The sequence below is a fragment of the Mycobacterium sp. KBS0706 genome, assembly GCF_005938675.2.
Taxonomy (GTDB): domain Bacteria; phylum Pseudomonadota; class Alphaproteobacteria; order DSM-16000; family Inquilinaceae; genus Inquilinus.
Genome location: NZ_VCCH02000125.1, coordinates 1 through 17318 on the forward strand (window position 1 = coordinate 1; position 17318 = coordinate 17318).

The 17318-nt window shown below is 69.2% G+C and carries 16 protein-coding genes; 7 read left to right on the plus strand and 9 right to left on the minus strand.

Annotation, left to right across the window (positions count from 1 at the left end; genetic code table 11):
- Positions 1-63: 63 nt before the first annotated feature.
- The 3 genes from FFK22_RS36955 to FFK22_RS36965 form a co-directional block, all read right to left on the minus strand.
- Positions 64-684 (minus strand): hypothetical protein, encoded by a 621-nt coding sequence (locus FFK22_RS36955; RefSeq protein WP_138892907.1) that lies wholly within the window; start codon positions 682-684, stop codon positions 64-66.
- A 142-nt stretch (positions 685-826) separates the two neighbouring features.
- The gene (locus FFK22_RS36960; protein WP_138892906.1) at positions 827-1072 is read right to left on the minus strand and encodes a hypothetical protein; all 246 of its coding nucleotides are present in this window, start codon (positions 1070-1072) and stop codon (positions 827-829) included.
- 23 nt (positions 1073-1095) lie between these two features.
- Positions 1096-1761, minus strand: a complete 666-nt coding sequence (locus FFK22_RS36965; RefSeq protein ID WP_373683773.1) for a peroxiredoxin — start codon at positions 1759-1761, stop codon at positions 1096-1098.
- Between the two features lie 122 nt (positions 1762-1883).
- Between FFK22_RS36965 and FFK22_RS36970 the strand changes: the two genes are divergently transcribed.
- Positions 1884-2444, plus strand: coding sequence for an ankyrin repeat domain-containing protein (locus FFK22_RS36970; protein ID WP_186002868.1), 561 nt, complete (start codon positions 1884-1886; stop codon positions 2442-2444).
- A 122-nt stretch (positions 2445-2566) separates the two neighbouring features.
- On the opposite strand, the gene FFK22_RS36975 is transcribed toward FFK22_RS36970, so the two are convergent.
- Both FFK22_RS36975 and FFK22_RS36980 read right to left on the minus strand, forming a co-directional pair.
- Complete coding sequence (locus FFK22_RS36975; RefSeq protein ID WP_306770232.1) at positions 2567-5713, minus strand: efflux RND transporter permease subunit; 3147 nt, start codon at positions 5711-5713, stop codon at positions 2567-2569.
- The gene (locus tag FFK22_RS36980) at positions 5710-6873 is read right to left on the minus strand and encodes an efflux RND transporter periplasmic adaptor subunit (protein WP_221939141.1); all 1164 of its coding nucleotides are present in this window, start codon (positions 6871-6873) and stop codon (positions 5710-5712) included. Before FFK22_RS36980 ends, FFK22_RS36975 begins: the two co-directional genes overlap by 4 nt.
- A 444-nt stretch (positions 6874-7317) precedes the next feature.
- Here FFK22_RS36980 and FFK22_RS36985 point away from each other — a divergent pair, with 444 nt between their 5' ends.
- Positions 7318-7953 carry a TetR family transcriptional regulator gene (locus tag FFK22_RS36985; protein ID WP_138892902.1) on the plus strand — a complete coding sequence of 212 codons (636 nt, stop codon included), beginning with the start codon at positions 7318-7320 and terminating at the stop codon, positions 7951-7953.
- A 21-nt stretch (positions 7954-7974) separates the two neighbouring features.
- Here FFK22_RS36985 and FFK22_RS36990 read toward each other — a convergent pair whose 3' ends face one another.
- From FFK22_RS36990 to FFK22_RS37005, 4 genes are all read right to left on the minus strand, one after another.
- Positions 7975-9090, minus strand: a complete 1116-nt coding sequence (locus FFK22_RS36990; protein WP_138892910.1) for a glycosyltransferase family 2 protein — start codon at positions 9088-9090, stop codon at positions 7975-7977.
- Positions 9090-10703, minus strand: a complete 1614-nt coding sequence (locus FFK22_RS36995) for a glycosyltransferase family 39 protein (RefSeq protein WP_186002869.1) — start codon at positions 10701-10703, stop codon at positions 9090-9092. The genes FFK22_RS36990 and FFK22_RS36995 overlap by 1 nt, the downstream gene beginning before the upstream one ends.
- A 136-nt stretch (positions 10704-10839) precedes the next feature.
- Entirely contained in the window at positions 10840-11703 is an 864-nt protein-coding gene (locus FFK22_RS37000) for a 4-(cytidine 5'-diphospho)-2-C-methyl-D-erythritol kinase (protein ID WP_186002870.1), read from the minus strand.
- A 2-nt stretch (positions 11704-11705) separates the two neighbouring features.
- Positions 11706-13412, minus strand: coding sequence for a tetratricopeptide repeat protein (locus FFK22_RS37005; RefSeq protein WP_186002871.1), 1707 nt, complete (start codon positions 13410-13412; stop codon positions 11706-11708).
- A gap of 171 nt (positions 13413-13583) precedes the next feature.
- On the opposite strand from FFK22_RS37005, the gene fabA reads away from it, so the two are divergent.
- The 5 genes from fabA to FFK22_RS37030 all read left to right on the plus strand — a co-directional run bounded on the left by fabA (position 13584) and on the right by FFK22_RS37030 (position 17289).
- On the plus strand, positions 13584-14120 hold the full coding sequence (gene fabA, locus FFK22_RS37010; RefSeq protein WP_138892899.1) for a 3-hydroxyacyl-[acyl-carrier-protein] dehydratase FabA: 537 nt from the start codon (positions 13584-13586) through the stop codon (positions 14118-14120).
- A gap of 19 nt (positions 14121-14139) precedes the next feature.
- Entirely contained in the window at positions 14140-15357 is a 1218-nt protein-coding gene (fabB, locus tag FFK22_RS37015) for a beta-ketoacyl-ACP synthase I (protein ID WP_138892898.1), read from the plus strand.
- Complete coding sequence (fabI, locus tag FFK22_RS37020) at positions 15354-16187, plus strand: enoyl-ACP reductase FabI (RefSeq protein WP_221939143.1); 834 nt, start codon at positions 15354-15356, stop codon at positions 16185-16187. Before fabB ends, fabI begins: the two co-directional genes overlap by 4 nt.
- 170 nt (positions 16188-16357) lie before the next feature.
- Positions 16358-16657, plus strand: a complete 300-nt coding sequence (locus FFK22_RS37025; protein ID WP_138892897.1) for a hypothetical protein — start codon at positions 16358-16360, stop codon at positions 16655-16657.
- A 56-nt stretch (positions 16658-16713) separates the two neighbouring features.
- Positions 16714-17289, plus strand: coding sequence for a pyridoxamine 5'-phosphate oxidase family protein (locus FFK22_RS37030; protein ID WP_138892896.1), 576 nt, complete (start codon positions 16714-16716; stop codon positions 17287-17289).
- The last annotated feature ends 29 nt before the right edge of the window (positions 17290-17318 follow it).

A 17318-nucleotide genomic window follows, 5' to 3' on the forward strand; every position in this document is an offset into this window, starting at 1 on the left:
TACGAAAAAGGGCCGCTCGCGCGGCCCTTTCCCGGATGGATCGGCAAAAGAGAAAACTGGTGCTTACGGCTTCTTCGGCTTGACGGCCGGAGCGGCCGCCTTGTCGGCCGGCGCCGCCGCGGTCTGGGTCTTCGCCCCGACCTCGTTGTAGCGCGTGTGCAGCATCTCGTAGGTCTTGTTCAGATACTCGTCGAGCTGCTGCGGGTTGTACTTGACCACCTCGGCGAACTGATCCTGGCGCGCCAGGCAGTAGGCGGTCTGGGTCATCCGCTGCATGCGCTGGGATTCGTCGTTCGCCATCTTGGTGCGATAGGTGTCGAACAGGCGCTGGCCGTTGCCCTTGCTGTACTTGGCCAGCAGCCGGCCGAGCTTGTCCTGGGTGTCCAGGATGCGGTCGTCGTTGTTGACCACCCACTGGCTGAAGGTCCGGAAGATGATCGGATCCTTGAACTCTTCCTTGCAGCTCAGCCCGGTGACCATCATCTCGGTCTGCAGCTTGACCAGCAGGTCGTAGCGCACCTCGGTCGGCGTCAGCTGCGCCTTCGGCGGCAGGTTCGCCGGCTGGTAGTTGCCGACATCGGGGAACAGGCCCCCCGTCTGTGGCTTCGGCGGCGGTGCTTCCTGACACGCCGCCAACGCCATGGCGGCCAATGCGGCCGCGGCAAAACCCTTCATCATCCTCATCGGTACCCCCGCAGATCCATCGCCCGCACTTTAGCGCAGAAGCCCCGCCGACAGAATTCGAAATGCTCCGCCGCACCGGCTGGGCTTACAAGATGCTTCAACTCAGACCCATATCCCATTGTGTTGTATCAGTAAAGCGCAATCAGTCCTGGCTCAGCTCCAGCGCCTCGACGCCGAGCTCGGTCAGCTGCCAGGCCGGATCAGCGGCATCGGGGTCGAGGCACGCGATCAGCTTCGCCCGGCCGGTCTCGCGCAATGTGGCCCGCACCCGCCAGAGCGGCAGGCCGGCGGCCTCGGCCAGCCGTGCCGCGGTGTGCGGGACGGCGAGCAGGGTCAGGCTCCGCCTGGCCACCTCGGTCAGCGTGCCGTCGGGGTTGATGCAGGCCATCGTCTACGCCCGGGCGGCCTGAGTCAGCCCTTCAACTCGGTCTCGCAATACCAGAAGTCGGTATAGGCATACCCGCCCTTGGCCCGGGCTTCGGCATCCTCGATGGTGCGCGGCGCCGGCACAATCACCTTGCCGCCGGGGCGCCAGTCGGCCGGGGTCGCGACCTTGTGCTTGTCGGTGGTCTGCAGCGCGTCGACCAGCCGCAGGATCTCGTCGATGTTCCGGCCGGTGGTCAGCGGATAGTAGATCATCGCCCGCACCACCCCGGTCGGATCGATGACGAAGACGCAGCGGCTGGTCTCGGTGCCCGACTGCTCCGGCATGATCATGCCGTACAGCGTCGCCACCTTGCGGTCGCCATCGGCGATCACCGGGAACGGGATCCTCGTGCCGAACAGCTCCTCGATCCGCCTGGTCCAGGCGAGATGGGCGTAGATGCTGTCGATCGACAGGCCCAGCAGCTCGACCCCGCGCTCCTTCAAGGCCGGGGCGATCCGGGCAAAGGCGACGAATTCGGTGGTGCAGACCGGGGTGAAATCGGCCGGGTGCGAGAAGAGCACGACCCAGCTGCCGCGGAAATCCTCGAGCGCGAGGCGCCCATGGGTGGTCTCGGCTTCGAAGGGCGGGGCCACCTGCCCGAGGCGGGGCAGGCTGGGAAGGGGGGATGTCTCGGTCATGGCGGGACTCACTGCTGACGGCGGGGCGGCGTCGGCAGAGGATAGTCCAGCCGGGCAGCGAGGGCCAACCGGCTGGTCCGGGCCATGGCCGCGGTATAAGCTCACGCCCGAACCGGACCAGCCGGAGGATCGAGATGAGACGAGGCACCTGCATCGCCGCGGCGCTGCTTCTCACCCTCAGCGGCCCGGCCGTGGCCGAGATCGACGTGTTGCGTCGGGCGCCGGAGCTGATCCGGGCGGTCGACGCCAACGATCTCGCCCAGGTCCGCACTCTGCTGCTGAGCGGGACGCCGCCGAACGCGACCGATGCCGGCGGCCGCACCCCGCTGGTGATCGCCGCCCGCGACGGCCGCGATGCCCTGGTGCGCGAGCTGTTGCGCTTCGGCGCCCAGCCGGACCAGGCCGATTCGCTGGGCAACACGCCGCTGTTCTGGGCGGCGGACACCGGCGACGCCGGCATCGTTCGCGCGCTGCTGGACGGCAAGGCCAACCCGAACCGCGCCAACCGCCAGGGCATCACACCCCTGATGGCGGCGGCCCGCGACGGCAGCCTGCCGGCGGTGGAGGCGCTGCTGGCGGGCGGCGCCAAGCCGCAGCTGCGCGATTTCACCGGCCGCTCAGCCCTGGGCTGGGCGGAGAGCAGCCGGTCCCGCTCGGTTGCGGCCCGGCTGCGCAAGGCCGGCGTGTCGGACTGAACCGAGATGAAGCGACGGACGGGGCGCGGTTGCGGTCCGCGCCCCGTCCGTTTAGGAGTCCCGGTCGTCGAGGGGCAGCAATGACGACCGGGACCGAGACGGGGCCGTGGGGCGACCCCGTCTCACGGATGCTCCGCCTGGGGGAAGGCGGGCCCCGCTTCCGTTGCCGGCTGCTTGCGATCGCGCCAGGCGATCAGCCGGTAGAACATCGGGATGAAGAAGGTGGCGATGACGGTGGCGGCGAGCATGCCGCCGATCACGCCGGTGCCGATGGAATGGCGGCTGGCCGACCCGGCGCCGCTGGCGATGGCCAGCGGCAGGCAGCCCAGGATGAAGGCCAGCGAGGTCATGACGATCGGGCGGAAGCGCAGCTTCGCCGCCTCCAGCGCCGCGTCGAACGCGCTCATCCCCTCCTCGCGCTTCAACACCGCGAACTCGACGATCAGGATCGCGTTCTTGGCGGCGAGGCCGATCAGGGTGACCAGGCCGATCTGGAAGTAGACATCGTTCTGCAGCCCGCGCAGCCAGACCGCGACCAGCGCCCCGAACAGGGCGAAGGGCACGGCGGTCAGCACCGCGATCGGCAGCGACCAGCGCTCGTACTGCGCCGCCAGGATCAGGAACACCATGACCAGGCCGAACAAGAGCGCCTGGTTGCCGGAGCCGCCGGTCGACTGCTCCTGGAAGGCCGAGCCGGTCCAGGCCAGGGCGTAGCCCTGCGGCAGGACCTCCTTGGCCAGCTGCTCCATCGCCGCGATCGACTGGCCGGAGGAGTAGCCGGGCGCCGGGCCGCCCATGATCTTGGCCGCCGGGAAGATGTTGAAGCGCTCGACCTGGTCGGGACCGACGACCCGCCGGCTCTTCACCAGCGCGTCGATCGGGATCATGGCGCCGCTGTCGGCGCGGACGAAGACCTGCTTCAGGTCCTCCGGCCGCTGGCGGAAGCTGCCCTCCGACGCCAGGCTGACCCGATAGTTGCGGCCATAGAGCGTGAAGTCGTTGACGTACAGGCTGCCGAAGGTGGCTTGCATCGCGTCGAAGATCGACGAGATCGGCACGCCCAGCGCCCGCGCCTTCTCGCGGTCGACATCGAGCTTGTATTGCGGGATGGCGATGTTGAACTGGGACCGCACGCCCGCCAGGTCCGGCCGCTTGGCTGCGGCCTCGACCAGCTTCTGCGTCGCCGCGGCCAGGGCCGGATAGCCGGCGCCGGTGCGGTCCTGGACGTAGGCCTCGAAGCCGCCGGTGGTGCTCATGCCCATGATCGGCGGCGGGTTGAAGGCCAGCACCATGGCGTCCTTGATGCCGGCGTTTATGCCCATGAACGGCCCGGGCAGGTTGCGCGCGTCCAGCGCCGGGTCGGTGCGCTGCGACCAGTCCTTCAGCGGCACGAAGACGACGCCGCCATAGGTCTTCTGCGCCGCCGACAGCAGGTCGAAGCCGGGCACGTCGATGCTCTCGCTGACCGCCGGGTGCTGCAGGATGTTCCGGGTCGCCTCGGACAGCGCCTTCTCGGTCCGCTCCAGCGAGGCGGCGGGCGGCAGGAAGGCGGCGACGATCAGGTAGCCCTGGTCCTCATCCGGCACCAGCGACCCCGGGATCTTCTGGAACAGGAAGCCCGCCACCCCGGCGAAGCCGGCGAACAGCAGCAGGCCGATGGCGAAGCGCTTGAGGAAGAAGCGGACGCCCGCGGTGTAGGCCGAGGTGATGCCGTCGAACACCCGGTTGAACCAGCGGAACGGCCGGGCGGGCTCGTGGTGGCCGGGCTTCAGGATCAGGGCGCACAGCGCCGGCGTCAGCGTCAGCGCGACGATGCCGGAGATGGTGACCGACACCGCGATGGTGACGGCGAACTGGCGGTACATCTCGCCCGCCAGCCCACCCATGAAGGCAACCGGCACGAACACGGCGCACAGCACCAGCACGATGGCGATGACCGGGCCCGAGACCTCGTCCATCGCCTTTCGCGCCGCTTCCTTCGGCGGCAGCTTCTCGGTGCGCATGATGCGCTCGACATTCTCGAGCACGACAATGGCGTCGTCGACGACGATGCCGATGGCCAGGATCAGGCCGAACAGCGTCAGGAGGTTGATCGAGAAGCCGAGGATGTACATCCCGGCGAAGGTGCCGAGGATCGAGATCGGTACAGCGATCACCGGGATCAGCGTCGCCCGCAGATTCTGCAGGAAGACGAAGACCACCAGAACGACCAGGACCATCGCCTCGATGAAGGTCTTGATCACCTCGTCGATCGAGACCTGGACGAAGCGGGTGGTGTCGTAGGGAATGGCGTAGGTGATGCCGTCGGGGAAGGCCGTCTTCAGCTCCTCCATCCGCGCCTTCACCCCTTCCGCCGTCTCCAGCGCGTTGGCGCCGGGCTGCAGATAGATGCCGATCGCGGCCGCCGGCTTGCCGTTGTAATTGGCGGCGGAGTTGTAGGCCTGGGCGCCGAGCTCGACCCGCGCCACGTCCTTCAGCCGCAGCGTCGCCGCGTTGCTGTCGGATTTCAGGATGATGTTCTCGAAGGCCTCGGCGTTCGGCAGGCGGCCGTCGGTCGTCGCCGAATAGGTGAAGGCAAGGCCGCTCGCATCCGGCTCCTCGCCGAAGCGGCCGGCGGCGAACTGGGCGTTCTGCTCGCGGATCGCGGCGGAGACGTCGCTGGGCGTCAGGCTGTACTGCGCCAGCTTGTCCGGCCGCAGCCAGATCCGCATCGAATAGTCCTTGCCGGCGCCGAACAGCGTGGCGTCGCCGACGCCAGGCACGCGCTTGAGGTCATCGATGACGTTCAGCAGCGCGTAGTTGTTCAGGTAGATCGGGTCGTACTGGCCGCTCTCGTCATGCAGGATCACCGCCTGCAGGATCGAGCTCGACTTCTTGTCGACGCGGACGCCGGTGCGCTGCACCTCCTGCGGCAGGGTCGGCAGCACGCGCTGGACACGGTTGTTGACATTGATCGTCGCCTGGTCGGGATCGGTGCCGATCTTGAAGGTGACGGTCAGCGTCATGGTGCCGTCGCCGGTGTTCGTCGACCGCATGTACAGCATGTTGTCGACGCCGTTGATCTGCTGCTCCAGCGGCGCGGCGACGGTCTGGGCCACGGTCTCGGCGCTGGCGCCGGAATAGCTGGCCGAGACCGAGACCTCGGGCGGCACGATCTCCGGATACTGCGCGATCGGCAGCACCCGCATCGCCACCAGCCCGGCCAGGGTGATGACGATCGAGAGGACGGCCGCGAAGACCGGCCGGTCGATGAAGAAGCGGGAGATCACGGGGTCACCTGCGCCACCTTGGCGGCGGACGGCCGCACCGGGCTGCCCGGCCGGACCTTGATCACGCCTTCGGTGATGATCCGGTCGCCCGCCTTCAGGCCGCTCTCGACCAGCCAGCCGCCCTCGACCTCGCGGCCGAGCGTCAGCGGCCGGGCCTCGGCCTTGTCGCCCTCGCCCAGCGCATAGGCGAAGGGACCCTGCGGGCCCTGCATCACCGCCACCTGCGGCACCACGATGCCCTGCTTCAGGCTCAGGCCGCTGACCGTGACCCGGACGAACTGGTTCGGCATCAAGAGGCCCTGGGCGTTCGGCAGCACGGCGCGGGCGCGGATCGTGCCGGTCTGGTCGTCGACGATGCTGTCGGTGAAGTTGATGGTGCCGCCGTGATCATAGGTCCGCCCGTCGCCGAGCTTGACCGACACCGGGAAGCGGCGGTCCTTCGGCCCGTCGGCCTTGCCCTCGTCGAGCAGCCGGCGGATCTCGGCGAAATCGGCGTCGCTGAAGGAGAAGCTGACATAGGCCGGGTCGAGCTGGGTGATCCGGGTCAGGAGGCCGTTGGCGCTGATCAGGCTGCCCTCGGGCACCTCCTCGATGCTGGTCATGCCGCCGAGCGGCGCCGTCACCGTCGTGTAGTCGAGGTTGAGCTGCGCCGTCTTCAGCTGCGCCTGGGCGGCGGCCACCGCCGCCTCGTCGGTGCGGACCTTGGCCGCGGTGTCGTCGCGGTCGCGCTCCGACCCGGCCCGGGCGGCGAGCAGCTTGGCGGCGCGGTCGGCGTTGATGCGGTCATTGGCAAGCTGCGCCTGCGACTGCTGCAGCTGCGCCTGGACGCGCGCCACTTCGGCCTGGTAGGTCGCGGGGTCGATGCGGAACAGCTCTTGCCCCTCCGCCACCCGCTCACCCTCGGTGTAGTCGCGCTTCAAGAGGATGCCGCCGACGCGGGCGCGCACCTCGATCTCGCGGAAGGCCGACACCCGGGCGGCATAGGTGTAGGTCAGCGGCACCGGACCGGCCGCCACCTCCTGCACCGTCACCTCCGGCGGCGGCGCGGATTGCGTCTGGGCCTGGGCTTCACCGGTGTTTTCGTTGCAAGATGCAAGAATCGGCGCGGCGGCCAGGGTGACGGCCAATGCCACGGCGCGAAGTGATGACGTCTTGCTCACGGTGACCGCACCTTTGCCTGAGAGATTTTTGCACTGCACAACGAATTTGAACGACGGGCTGCAGCGCAGGATTGATATACATACGTTCCAGAATGTATGTATCAGGGATGCGGAAGATCCCTTCGACGTTTCGCCCGGCCCCCACAGCGCCATATCGGCACATCCCCAGAATGCCTGCTCTCGGCCGGCGGAGCAATCGCGGAGGCCGAGTCGGCGTATTAAGTTTTGTTACCGGGAGAGACGCGGCAGCCGGTCCCCGGAAAGACGGAACATCGTCGGGGAACACCCCGAATCCCGGATGGCTGAGCTCACGACAACCCCTTCCCGCTGTCGGATTCTTTTGCACCGCACACACCCTGGGGCCTCCGGGACGGCACGACGGGATGGACTTATATACATACTTGGACGTATGTAAAGAGGAAAAAGGGGGAGAGGAGTAGAGACATGGCACGCCGCACCAAGGCCGAGGCGGAAGAGACCCGGCAGAAGATTCTGGACGCAGCGGAGCGGCTTTTTTTCGTCGACGGGGTGTCGCGCACCTCGCTGGAGCTGATCGCCAACGCGGCCGGGGTGACCCGCGGCGCCATCTATTGGCATTTCAAGAACAAGGTGGAGCTGTTCGAGGCGCTGCACGAGCGGGTGAAGCTGCCGGCGGAGGACATCGTCGAGCGGGCGATGGCCGACGGCCATCCCGACCCGCTGGGGCTGATCGAGCAGGCGATGGTCGAGAGCTTCGTCGCCCTGACCGAGGACGAGCAGCGCCAGCGCGTCTTCACCATCCTGACCTGCCGCTGCGAGTATGTCGGCGAGATGCTGGCGGCGCTGGCCCGGCAGCGCGAGGCGCATGACCACATGCGGGCGACGATGAGCCGGGCCTTCGGGATGGCCCAGGAGTCCGGCCGGCTGAGCCCGGCCTGGCCGCCCGAGGTGGCGGCCAGCACCCTGACCTGCCTGATGGTCGGGCTGATGGTCGACTGGATCCGCTTCGGCCGTCGCTTCGACCTGGTCGAGACCGGCACCCGCACCGTCGGCGAGCTGTTCCGCGCGTTCCGGCGGGAGACCGAGCCGGCGATGTGCTGAGGACGCGCTTCCGGGCGGCCGCTATTCCCCGGCCGCCTGGGTCCGCGTGCGGCCGCGCTTGCTCCAGGTGAAGGTCGAGGTGACGCCGAAATTCCAGACCGAGGACAGGGCGGCGCCGAGGAAGCTGGCCAGGGCCCAGGGCAAATGCCGCTCGTACAGGAACTCGGCCACTTGCAGGTTGATCAGGGCGCCGATGGCGCAGGCGGCGTAGAAGGATAAGAGGCCGCGCAGGAAGTCGCGGCCGCGCAGCTGCTTGTCGCGGTAGGTGATGCGGTTGTTGAGGGCGAAGTTCGAGGACATCGCAGCCACGGTCGCCACCGCCTGGGACCAGTAGAAGTCCCAGTTGAAGGCGTGCAGGAACAGCCCAACCAGGGCCAGCTGCACCGCCACGCCGGACAGCCCGACCATGACGAACAGGATGAAGCGCGCCGGGATCGCGCCGCCCAGCAGCTTGTCGAAGATCAGCATCAGGAATTCCAGGCTCACGGCGAAGTCGAGCTTGCTTTCGCCGCTGAGCCGGCTGCGGAAGACGAAGGGCAGCTCGGCGAAGCGCAGCGGGCGCCCGGCCGAGGCGAAGATGTCGAGCAGGATCTTGAAGCCCTGCCCGTTCAGCCGGTCCGCGACCTCCTCGATCAGCGGCCGGCGCAGCATGAAGAAGCCGCTGAGCGGGTCGGTCAGCTCCTTCGGCACCACCATGCGGGCCAGGCGGATGCCCAGGCCGGACAGGCGCTCGCGCTTCTCCGAGAAGGTGCCGAGGTCGCTGCCCGGCAGGAAGCGGCTGGCGACGACGATGTCGAGCGTGTCGGCCTTCAGCCGCTGCAGCATCTTCGGCAGCAGCGTCTCGTCATGCTGCAGGTCGGCATCCATCACCGCGAGATAGGGCGCGCCGGTCGCCATCATGCCCTCGACCGAGGCCGAGGCCAGGCCGCGCCGGCCGATCCGCTTCAGGCAGCGGACATTGTCCCGGGTCTCGGCGATCCTGTAGACCGCCTCGGCGGTGCCGTCGGTCGAATCGTCGTCGACGAAGATCACCTCCCAGGCGATCCCGGCCAGGGCCGCGTCGAGCAGCTCGACAAGGCGCCCGACATTGCCGACCTCGTTCAGCGTCGGCACCACCACGGCGAGCTCGTAGCGCATCACTTGGCAGTTTCCCACGGTGCGTTCGGCGGCAGCGGCAGCGGCCAGGGCGCCTTGAAGCCGCGGGCGGTGTAGACATGCAGCGTCAGCTCGGCCCGGCCGCCGCGATGGACGATGATGTCCGGCTGCGGCTCGACCGAGGTGAAATAGGGCCGCCAGCGCTCGTCGAATTTCTTCAGGAACTCGTCCTGGCCGACGATCACCGCGTCATGGCCGGCGAAATCCATCTGGTTCCAGCCGAAGGCCAGGTTGCGCGGGTCTTCGCACAGGCACAGCACCGGCAGCCGGTCGCCGAGCTGGACGTCGATCTTGCCGGCCTGGTGCCACTGCGTGCCGACCACGAACAGGCCGGGCCGGTCGAACCAGCCGCGCTCCTGCGCGGCGGCGCGCAGATCGGTCCAGTCCAGCCCCTCCAGCGTCGGGTCCTTCTCGATCGTGGCCCGGTCGAGATAGGGCAGCGCCCGCATCCAGCCGGTGGCGGCGTGGCTGCCCAGCACCAGCAGCACCACCACGGTGGCGATGGTCGACGCCTTGAGCCAGATCCGGGCGGGACGGCTGCCGGCCGCGAGCCACCGCGCCGTGGCGGCGCCGAGCAGCGGGAACAGCATCAGATAGCCCGGTGCCTGCCAGTGGAAGTGGGCGCCGACCTTGGCCCAGGAGGCGACCGCGGTGAACAGCACGATCGGGATGATGGCGAGGCTGACCAGGAACCAGCCGCGCAGGTCCTTCGGCCCGCGGACCAGGCCGGCGCCGAACACCCAGATCATCGGCAGCCAGATCCAGGGCAAGAGCCAGATCGCCTGGCCGCCGATATTCTGGCCCAGCCAGTCGGGCCGGAAGCGCCCGCCGGAGCTGCGGCCGCTCTGGAACAGGAACGACACCCACTGGTTCTCGGCGTTCCAGATCAGCACCGGCGAAAAGATGGCGAAGGCGACGACGACCGCGATCCAGGGCGCCGGGTGGGCCAGCCAGCGCCGCCGCCCGGGGGTGGTCAGCAGGAACAGCAGCAGCCCGGCCATCATCAGCGAGGCGTGGTACTTCGACAGCAGTGCCAGGCCGAAGCAGACCCCGGCGGCGAGCCACCAGCTCCAGGCGGCGCGCGGCGACAGCGTCTCCGGCTCCGGCACGACCACCCTTGCCGTGCAGTACGCCGCGGCCAGCAGGAACAGGAACAGCGGCCCGTCCGGCTGCACCCAGCTGCCGACGCTGAGGAAGAACACGGCCGACAGGTTCAGCAGCAGCGCCGCCCAGACCCCGGCCCAGGCGCCGAACAGATATTCGCCGAGCCGGTACATCAGCCAGGTCGAGACGCCGAACATCAGTACATAGGGCAGGCGCAGCCACAGCTCGGCGTCGCCCAGCCCGATCATGGCATGGGTCAGCCACAGGAACAGCGGCGGCTGGTCGAAATAGCTGAGCGCCCAGAAGCGGGCGGTGGCGACGTAGTAGGATTCGCCGTTGCCGTAGCCGAGCGCCCAGGCCAGGGCGAGCCGCAGCAGCCCGCCCAGCAGGATCAGCCAGAATATCGCCCCCTGGGGGGTGTCGAGCCGCAGCCAGCCGGCAGATCCCGTGGATCCGGGCCGGGCGGACGCGGCGGAAAGAGCGTCGGTCATCCGCATTCCCAGCAGCCGCCCCAAGGACGGGCTGCGCTTATGGATCGCGCGGATCGGTCGATCCGGCGCGACCGCGCTTCATACCAGCACGGACCCCGGCCGGCCAGCGCGGATCATTCCGGGAGGCTGCGACGGGTTACAGCAGGGCAGCGGCCGCGGCCCACCAGCCGCGGCCGGCGAGCGCCGCCTCGGCTGCCTTCGCCGCGGCCGGCGTGTCGAACAGGCCGAAGCAGGTGGCGCCGCTGCCCGACATCCGGGCCAGGCGGCAGCCCGGCTGCGCCGTCAGCGCCGCCAGCACCTCGCCGATCACCGGCACCAGCCCGGTCGCCGGCGCGGCCAGGTCGTTGCCGCGCCCGGCCAGCAGGGTGCAGAGCCGTCCCAGCGTCGGCCGCGCCTCGGCGAAGCGGGCCTCGGCCGAGAAGCCGCCGCGCCGGGCCCGGAACACGTCGGGTGTCGACAGCGGCACGCCGGGATTGACCAGCAGGATCGGCACCCCGGCGAGGTCCGGCCCCGGCTCCAGCCGTTCGCCGACGCCGCCAAGCCAGGCGGTGCGGCCGGCGAGGCAGACCGGGACATCGGCGCCGAGCCCGGCCGCGACCTCGAGCAGGCGCGGATCATCGGCCACCAGGCCCCAGAGCACGGCCAGGCCGCGCAGCACCGCCGCGGCATCGGCCGAGCCGCCGCCGATCCCGGCCGCCACCGGCAGGCGCTTGTCGAGGGTGACGGCGATGCCCTCCGGCCGTCCGACCGCCGCCGCCAGGCGCCGCACCGCGCGCAGCGCCAGATTGTCGTCGCCCGGCGGGATGGCGCCGGCGAAGGGGCCGGTGACGGTCAGGCGCGGCGCCCCCGCGACCTGCAGGGTCAGCCCGTCGCCGACATCGGCGAACACCACCAGGCTGTCGAGCAGGTGATAGCCGTCCTCACGCCTGCCGACGACATGGAGATAGAGATTGACCTTGGCCGGCGCGCTGCCGGACCAGACCCTGCCGTCCGCCGCCACGATCAGTTCGATTTGACCGGAGCCGCGGCTTCCTGGTCCGGCAGGCCGTTGGCCAGCTTGGCCTCGATCTTGTCCTTCGGCGGGTCGCCCTCCGTGGTGCGCAGCGCCGCCTCCCACTGGTACCGGGCCTCGAGCTTGCGGCCGACCCGCCAATAGGCGTCGCCGAGATGGTCGTTGATGGTCGGGTCCTCGGGCTTCAGCGAGATCGCCTTCTCCAGCGTCTCCACCGCCTTGCCCATCTGGTTGGTGCGGTAATAGACCCAGCCCAGGCTGTCGATGATGTAGCCGTCATTCGGCGACTGGTCGACCGCCTTGCGGATCAGATCCTCCGCCTCCTGCAGGTTCTTGCCGCGGTCGAGCAGCGAGTAGCCGAGATAGTTCAGCAGATTGGCGTGGTCCGGGTTCAGCCCGATGGCGCGGCGCAGATCCTGCTCCGCCCGGTCGAAGCGGCCGGAACGCTCGAGCGCGATGCCGCGGCGATAGAGGAAGGTCCAGTCCACCTCCTCCAGCCGCTTCTGCCGGCGCGCCGCGTCGTCATAGGCGACGACGGCGGAGGCGAAATCCTGCTTCGCCCGGTACAGGTCGGCGAGGCGTAGGTAGCCGGCCGGGCTGTCCGGCCGTTCCGACACCAGGTCGGCGGCCAGGGCGATGCCCTTGTCGAACTGCTCCAGGCTTTCATAGGCCAGGGTCTCGCGCAGCCGCGCCATCCAACCGGCCGGGGTGCCGTCGGGCAGCGCTTCATAGGCGGCGATGGCGTTCTGGTACTGGTCCTGCCCGGACAGCACATCGCCCAGCAGGATCTGCGCCACCGGGAAGTCGGGCCGCAGATACAGCGCCAGGCGGGTGTAGATCAGCGCAGTGTCGCCGCCCTCGGCGTCGCGGTCCTGGCTGACGGCGCTGGCGATGTAGAACAGGGCCTCGGCCAAGCCGTCGCCCGGGCTGCCGATGATCGGCTGCGGCCGCTCGCCCTTGTCCAGGCGCTGGATCGCCGGCTCCAGCAGCAGGTTGTCGCCGTTCTGGTCGGTGAAGCGGCTGTACAGCTGGCGCGCCTTGTCGCGCTGGCCCTGGCGCTGGTAGACGCCGGCCAGCCCCTCGACCAGCCGCACCGTGCCGCCCATGTCGCCCAGCGCCTCATAGGCCGCCCGGGCGCCGTCGAGGTCGCCGAGATAATCGAGCAGCAGCGCCTTCTGGATCGACGACAGCGCATCCGGCCGCGCCTGCTTCAGCAGCGGATCGAGGCTGGACAGCGCCGCCTTGCCGTCGCCGGCGCCAACCCGCAGCCAGGCGGCGATGATCGGCGTGACCGACCGGGCGCTGCCCGCCGTCTCCATCGTCTTCAGGCGGGCCAGGGCGTCGCGCCACTTGCCGGCCTTGGCGTCGTGCAGGATCAGGGTGATGCGGACCAGCTGGTCGGCGGTGTCGGCCGTGTCCAGGCGCTGGGCCAGCTTGGCGGCCCCTTCGACGTCGCCGCCGGCCAGGGTCAGGGTGAAGCTGCGCCGCAGCAGCGCCAGGTTGTCCGGATCGGTCGCCAGCACCTGGCTGAAGAACCGACCGGCGGAGGAGAGGTCGCGGGCGGCCAGCGCATGGGCGCCGGCGAGATAGGCGCCCGAGACGGTGCGCGGATCGGTGGCGGCCTCGGCGGCCGGCGGCCGCAGCATCGCCGTCGCCGCAACGCAGGAGGCCAGAAGGGTCGTCCGCCAGACGGTCATGCGCGGGTCCAGTTTGCCGTGATCCCCCGAAGCTAGGGTGCCTGAGGATCGCAGGCAATGCCTGTTCGCCGCGACTATAGCCCGCATCTATGTCTCAGAGCCGGCGCAGGGGCCCGGCTCGGGCTTGTGTGCCCCTGAAAAAGCGCTACAGTCGCGCGCGTCGGTAAGACCATGGAAGGCGCCAACGCGGCCGTGACCGGTAAATCGAGCTACACCTACGAAGACCTGCTGTCCTGCGCGCATGGCGAGCTGTTCGGGCCTGGCAACGCCAAGCTGCCGCTGCCGCCCATGCTGATGATGGACCGGATCACCACCATCAACGACAATGGCGGCGCCCATGGCAAGGGCGAAGCCGTGGCCGAGTTCGACATCCGCCCGGACCTGTGGTTCTTCGCCTGCCATTTCGAGAACGACCCGGTGATGCCGGGCTGCCTGGGGCTCGACGCGCTGTGGCAGCTGACCGGATTCTTCCTCGGCTGGACCGGGGCGCCGGGCAAGGGCCGGGCGCTGTCGACCGGCGAGGTCAAGTTCACCGGCCAGGTGCTGCCCGATGCCAAGCTGGTGACCTACCGGCTGGACCTGAAGCGGGTGATCAACCGCAAGCTGGTGCTGGGCATCGCCGACGGCAGCGTCGCCGTCGACGGCAAGATCATCTTCGAGGCCAAGGATCTGAGGGTCGGCCTGTTCACGTCGACCGAAGCGTTCTGACGAACCGCGGAGAACCATCATGCGACGCGTCGTCGTCACCGGGCTCGGCATCGTCTCGAGCATCGGCAACAACCAGGACGAGGTCACGGCCAGCCTGCGCGAGGGCCGCTCCGGCATCGTCGCGGCGCCGGAGTACAAGGAGCTGGGCTTCCGCTGCCATGTCCACGGCACGGTGAAGCTGGACCCGGCCGACCATGTCGACCGGCGCATCCTGCGCTTCATGGGACCGGGCGCCGCCTACAACCACATCGCCATGGCCCAGGCCATCGCCGATGCCGGGCTGGAGGACAGCGACGTCTCGAACGAGCGCACCGGGCTGATCATGGGCTCCGGCGGGCCGTCGACCTCGAACCAGGTCGATGCCGCCGACATCACCCGCACCAAGGGGCCGAAGCGGATCGGCCCCTACATGGTGCCGCGCTGCATGTCGTCGACCAATTCGGCGACGCTGGCGACGCCGTTCAAGATCAAGGGCGTCAACTACTCGATTTCCTCCGCCTGCTCGACCTCGGCGCATTGCATCGGCAACGGCGCCGAGCTGATCCAGTGGGGCAAGCAGGACATCGTCTTCGCCGGCGGCGGCGAGGAGCTGCACTGGACCCTGTCGGTGCTGTTCGATTCGATGGGCGCCTTCTCCTCGCGCTTCAACGACACGCCGCAGCGCGCCAGCCGCGCCTATGACCGCGACCGCGACGGCTTCGTCATCGCCGGCGGCGGCGGCACCGTGGTGCTGGAGGAGCTGGAGCACGCCAAGGCGCGCGGCGCCAAGATCTATGGCGAGCTGGTCGGCTACGGCGCCACCTCGGACGGATACGACATGGTCGCGCCGTCGGGCGAGGGCGCCGTGCGCTGCATGCGCCAGGCCCTGGCCACGGTCGACGGCCCGATCGACTACATCAACACCCACGGCACCTCGACCCCGGTCGGCGACGTCACCGAGCTGGGCGCGATCCGCGAGGTGTTCGGCGACAAGGCGCCGAAGATCAGCTCGACCAAGTCGCTGTCGGGCCATTCGCTCGGCGCCGCCGGGGTGCATGAGGCGATCTACAGCCTGCTGATGATGAAGCACGACTTCATCGCCGCCAGCGCCAACATCGAAAATCTCGATCCGGCCGCGGAGGGTTTCCCGATCGTGCGGCAACGGATCGACAATGCCGGGCTGACCACCGTTCTCTCCAACAGCTTCGGCTTCGGCGGGACCAACGCGACGCTCGCCTTCAAGCGGTACGCTGCATGACCTCTTCTACGACCGAACGCCGCGGCGCCGGCCTGATGGCCGGCAAGCGCGGCCTGATCATGGGCGTCGCCAACAACCACTCGATCGCCTGGGGCATCGCCTCGGTGCTGGCGCGCGAGGGGGCGGAACTGGCCTTCACCTATCAGGGCGACGCCTTCCGCAAGCGGGTCGAGCCGCTGATCCAGTCGATCGGCGCCAGCTTCCTGGCGCCTTGCGACGTCGAGGACGAGGCGTCGATCGCCGCGCTATTCGACCGGCTGGGGGCGGAATGGGGGTCGATCGACTTCCTGGTCCACGCCATCGCCTATTCCGACAAGGAAGAGCTGAAGGGCCGCTACCTCGACACCACGGCCGAGAACTTCAGCCGGACCATGCGGATCAGCTGCTACAGCTTCACCGCGCTGGCGAAGCGGGCGGCGGCGATCATGCCGGATGGCGGCAGCCTGCTGACCCTGACCTATCTCGGCGCCGAGCGGGTGATGCCGAACTACAACGTCATGGGCGTGGCCAAGGCGGCGCTGGAGGCCAGCGTGCGCTACCTGGCGGCGGATCTGGGCCCGCAGGCGGTCCGGGTCAACGCGATCTCGGCCGGGCCGATGCGCACTTTGGCCGGCAGCGCCATCGGCGACGCCCGCTACGTGTTCCGCTTCAACCAGCAGAACAGCCCGCTGCGCAAGAACGTCACCCTGGACGAGGTCGGCAACGCCGCCCTGTACCTGCTGGGGCCGCTGTCGACCGGCGTCACCGGCGAGGTACACCATGTCGACGCCGGCTACCACGCCATCGGCATGCCGGCCGCACCGCGCAACAGCGAGGCGGCGGAGGGCTGATCCGGCTTTTGCCGTCATCCCCGCGAAAGCGGGGATCTCTTCGAATGGAGAGAGATCCTGTGTCTGCGCAGCAGCACTGCGCGCCGCAGCGCGCACGGGATGACGATGGATGAAGAATCGACGGCCCTGATATCCTGATATAATGCTGCCCGGCAGGCGACGGGACGGATATGCAGCACGCGACGGCTTTGCGATGTCTGATCGGGCTGGCAATTGCCGGCGGCCTCGCTTTCAGCGCACCCTCCCGGGCGGCGGAGCGGCCGACGCCGGTCGACGAGATGGACTCCTACAGCATCATCTGCACCAGCACGCGCGGCCGGATCGTGTTCTCGACCTCCGACGCCTACGGCCTCTCGGTCGATCCGACCGGCACGGTCTACACCTATCGCACCGGCTGGCTGTCCGACCGCACCTACATCTATGTCCGGGGCGCCGACGTCTCCTGCGTCATCCGGCCCGGCCGGCGCTGAGGCTTTCGCTGCCGGGGTCGCGTCGGCTACGATCCCCGCCCGCGGAAGGAGGAGCCATGGCCAAGCAGTTCCCGGAGATCTCGCCGGCGCTGCAGGAGTTCATCCTGCGCCAGCGGGTGTTCTTCACCGCCTCCGCCGCCGCGGCCGGGCGGGTCAATGTCTCGCCCCGCGGCACCGACATGCTGCGGGTGCTGGGTCCGAACGCGGTCGTCTATCTCGACCTGACGGGCAGCGGCAACGAGACCGCGGCGCATCTGCGCGCCACCGGCCGGCTGACCATGATGTTCTGCGCCTTCGAGGGCGCGCCGATGATCCTGCGGCTGTACGGCGCCGGCCGGGTGCTGCGCCGCGACGGCCCCGACTATGCCCGCCTGCTGGAAGTGGAATATGGCGGCGCGGAGCCGCTCGGCGCCCGGCAGATGGTGCGGCTGGACATCGACCTGGTGCAGACCTCCTGCGGCTTCGGCGTGCCGCTGTTCGACCATGCCGGCGAGCGGCCGACCCTGGCGCGCTGGGCCGAGGCCAAGGAGAAGCAGGAGGGGCTGGAGGCCTATCGCCGGCAGAAGAACACCCGCAGCATCGACGGGCTGCCGACCGGCCTGTTCGAGGAGGATCCGGTCCCGGCCGAGTGACGGGCGACAGGCGCGCAGACGCACGCAGG

What these genes read in the sequence shown, in the direction of transcription:
- FFK22_RS36955 (WP_138892907.1), bottom strand. Translation starts at nt 684, where the DNA reads ATGAGGATGATGAAGGGTTTTGCCGCGGCCGCATTGGCCGCCATGGCG.
- FFK22_RS36960 (WP_138892906.1), bottom strand. Translation starts at nt 1,072, where the DNA reads ATGGCCTGCATCAACCCCGACGGCACGCTGACCGAGGTGGCCAGGCGG.
- FFK22_RS36970 (WP_186002868.1), top strand. Translation starts at nt 1,884, where the DNA reads ATGAGACGAGGCACCTGCATCGCCGCGGCGCTGCTTCTCACCCTCAGC.
- FFK22_RS36985 (WP_138892902.1), top strand. Translation starts at nt 7,318, where the DNA reads ATGGCACGCCGCACCAAGGCCGAGGCGGAAGAGACCCGGCAGAAGATT.
- FFK22_RS36990 (WP_138892910.1), bottom strand. Translation starts at nt 9,090, where the DNA reads ATGCGCTACGAGCTCGCCGTGGTGGTGCCGACGCTGAACGAGGTCGGC.
- FFK22_RS36995 (WP_186002869.1), bottom strand. Translation starts at nt 10,703, where the DNA reads ATGACCGACGCTCTTTCCGCCGCGTCCGCCCGGCCCGGATCCACGGGA.
- FFK22_RS37005 (WP_186002871.1), bottom strand. Translation starts at nt 13,412, where the DNA reads ATGACCGTCTGGCGGACGACCCTTCTGGCCTCCTGCGTTGCGGCGACG.
- fabA (WP_138892899.1), top strand. Translation starts at nt 13,584, where the DNA reads ATGGAAGGCGCCAACGCGGCCGTGACCGGTAAATCGAGCTACACCTAC.
- fabB (WP_138892898.1), top strand. Translation starts at nt 14,140, where the DNA reads ATGCGACGCGTCGTCGTCACCGGGCTCGGCATCGTCTCGAGCATCGGC.
- fabI (WP_221939143.1), top strand. Translation starts at nt 15,354, where the DNA reads ATGACCTCTTCTACGACCGAACGCCGCGGCGCCGGCCTGATGGCCGGC.
- FFK22_RS37025 (WP_138892897.1), top strand. Translation starts at nt 16,358, where the DNA reads ATGCAGCACGCGACGGCTTTGCGATGTCTGATCGGGCTGGCAATTGCC.
- FFK22_RS37030 (WP_138892896.1), top strand. Translation starts at nt 16,714, where the DNA reads ATGGCCAAGCAGTTCCCGGAGATCTCGCCGGCGCTGCAGGAGTTCATC.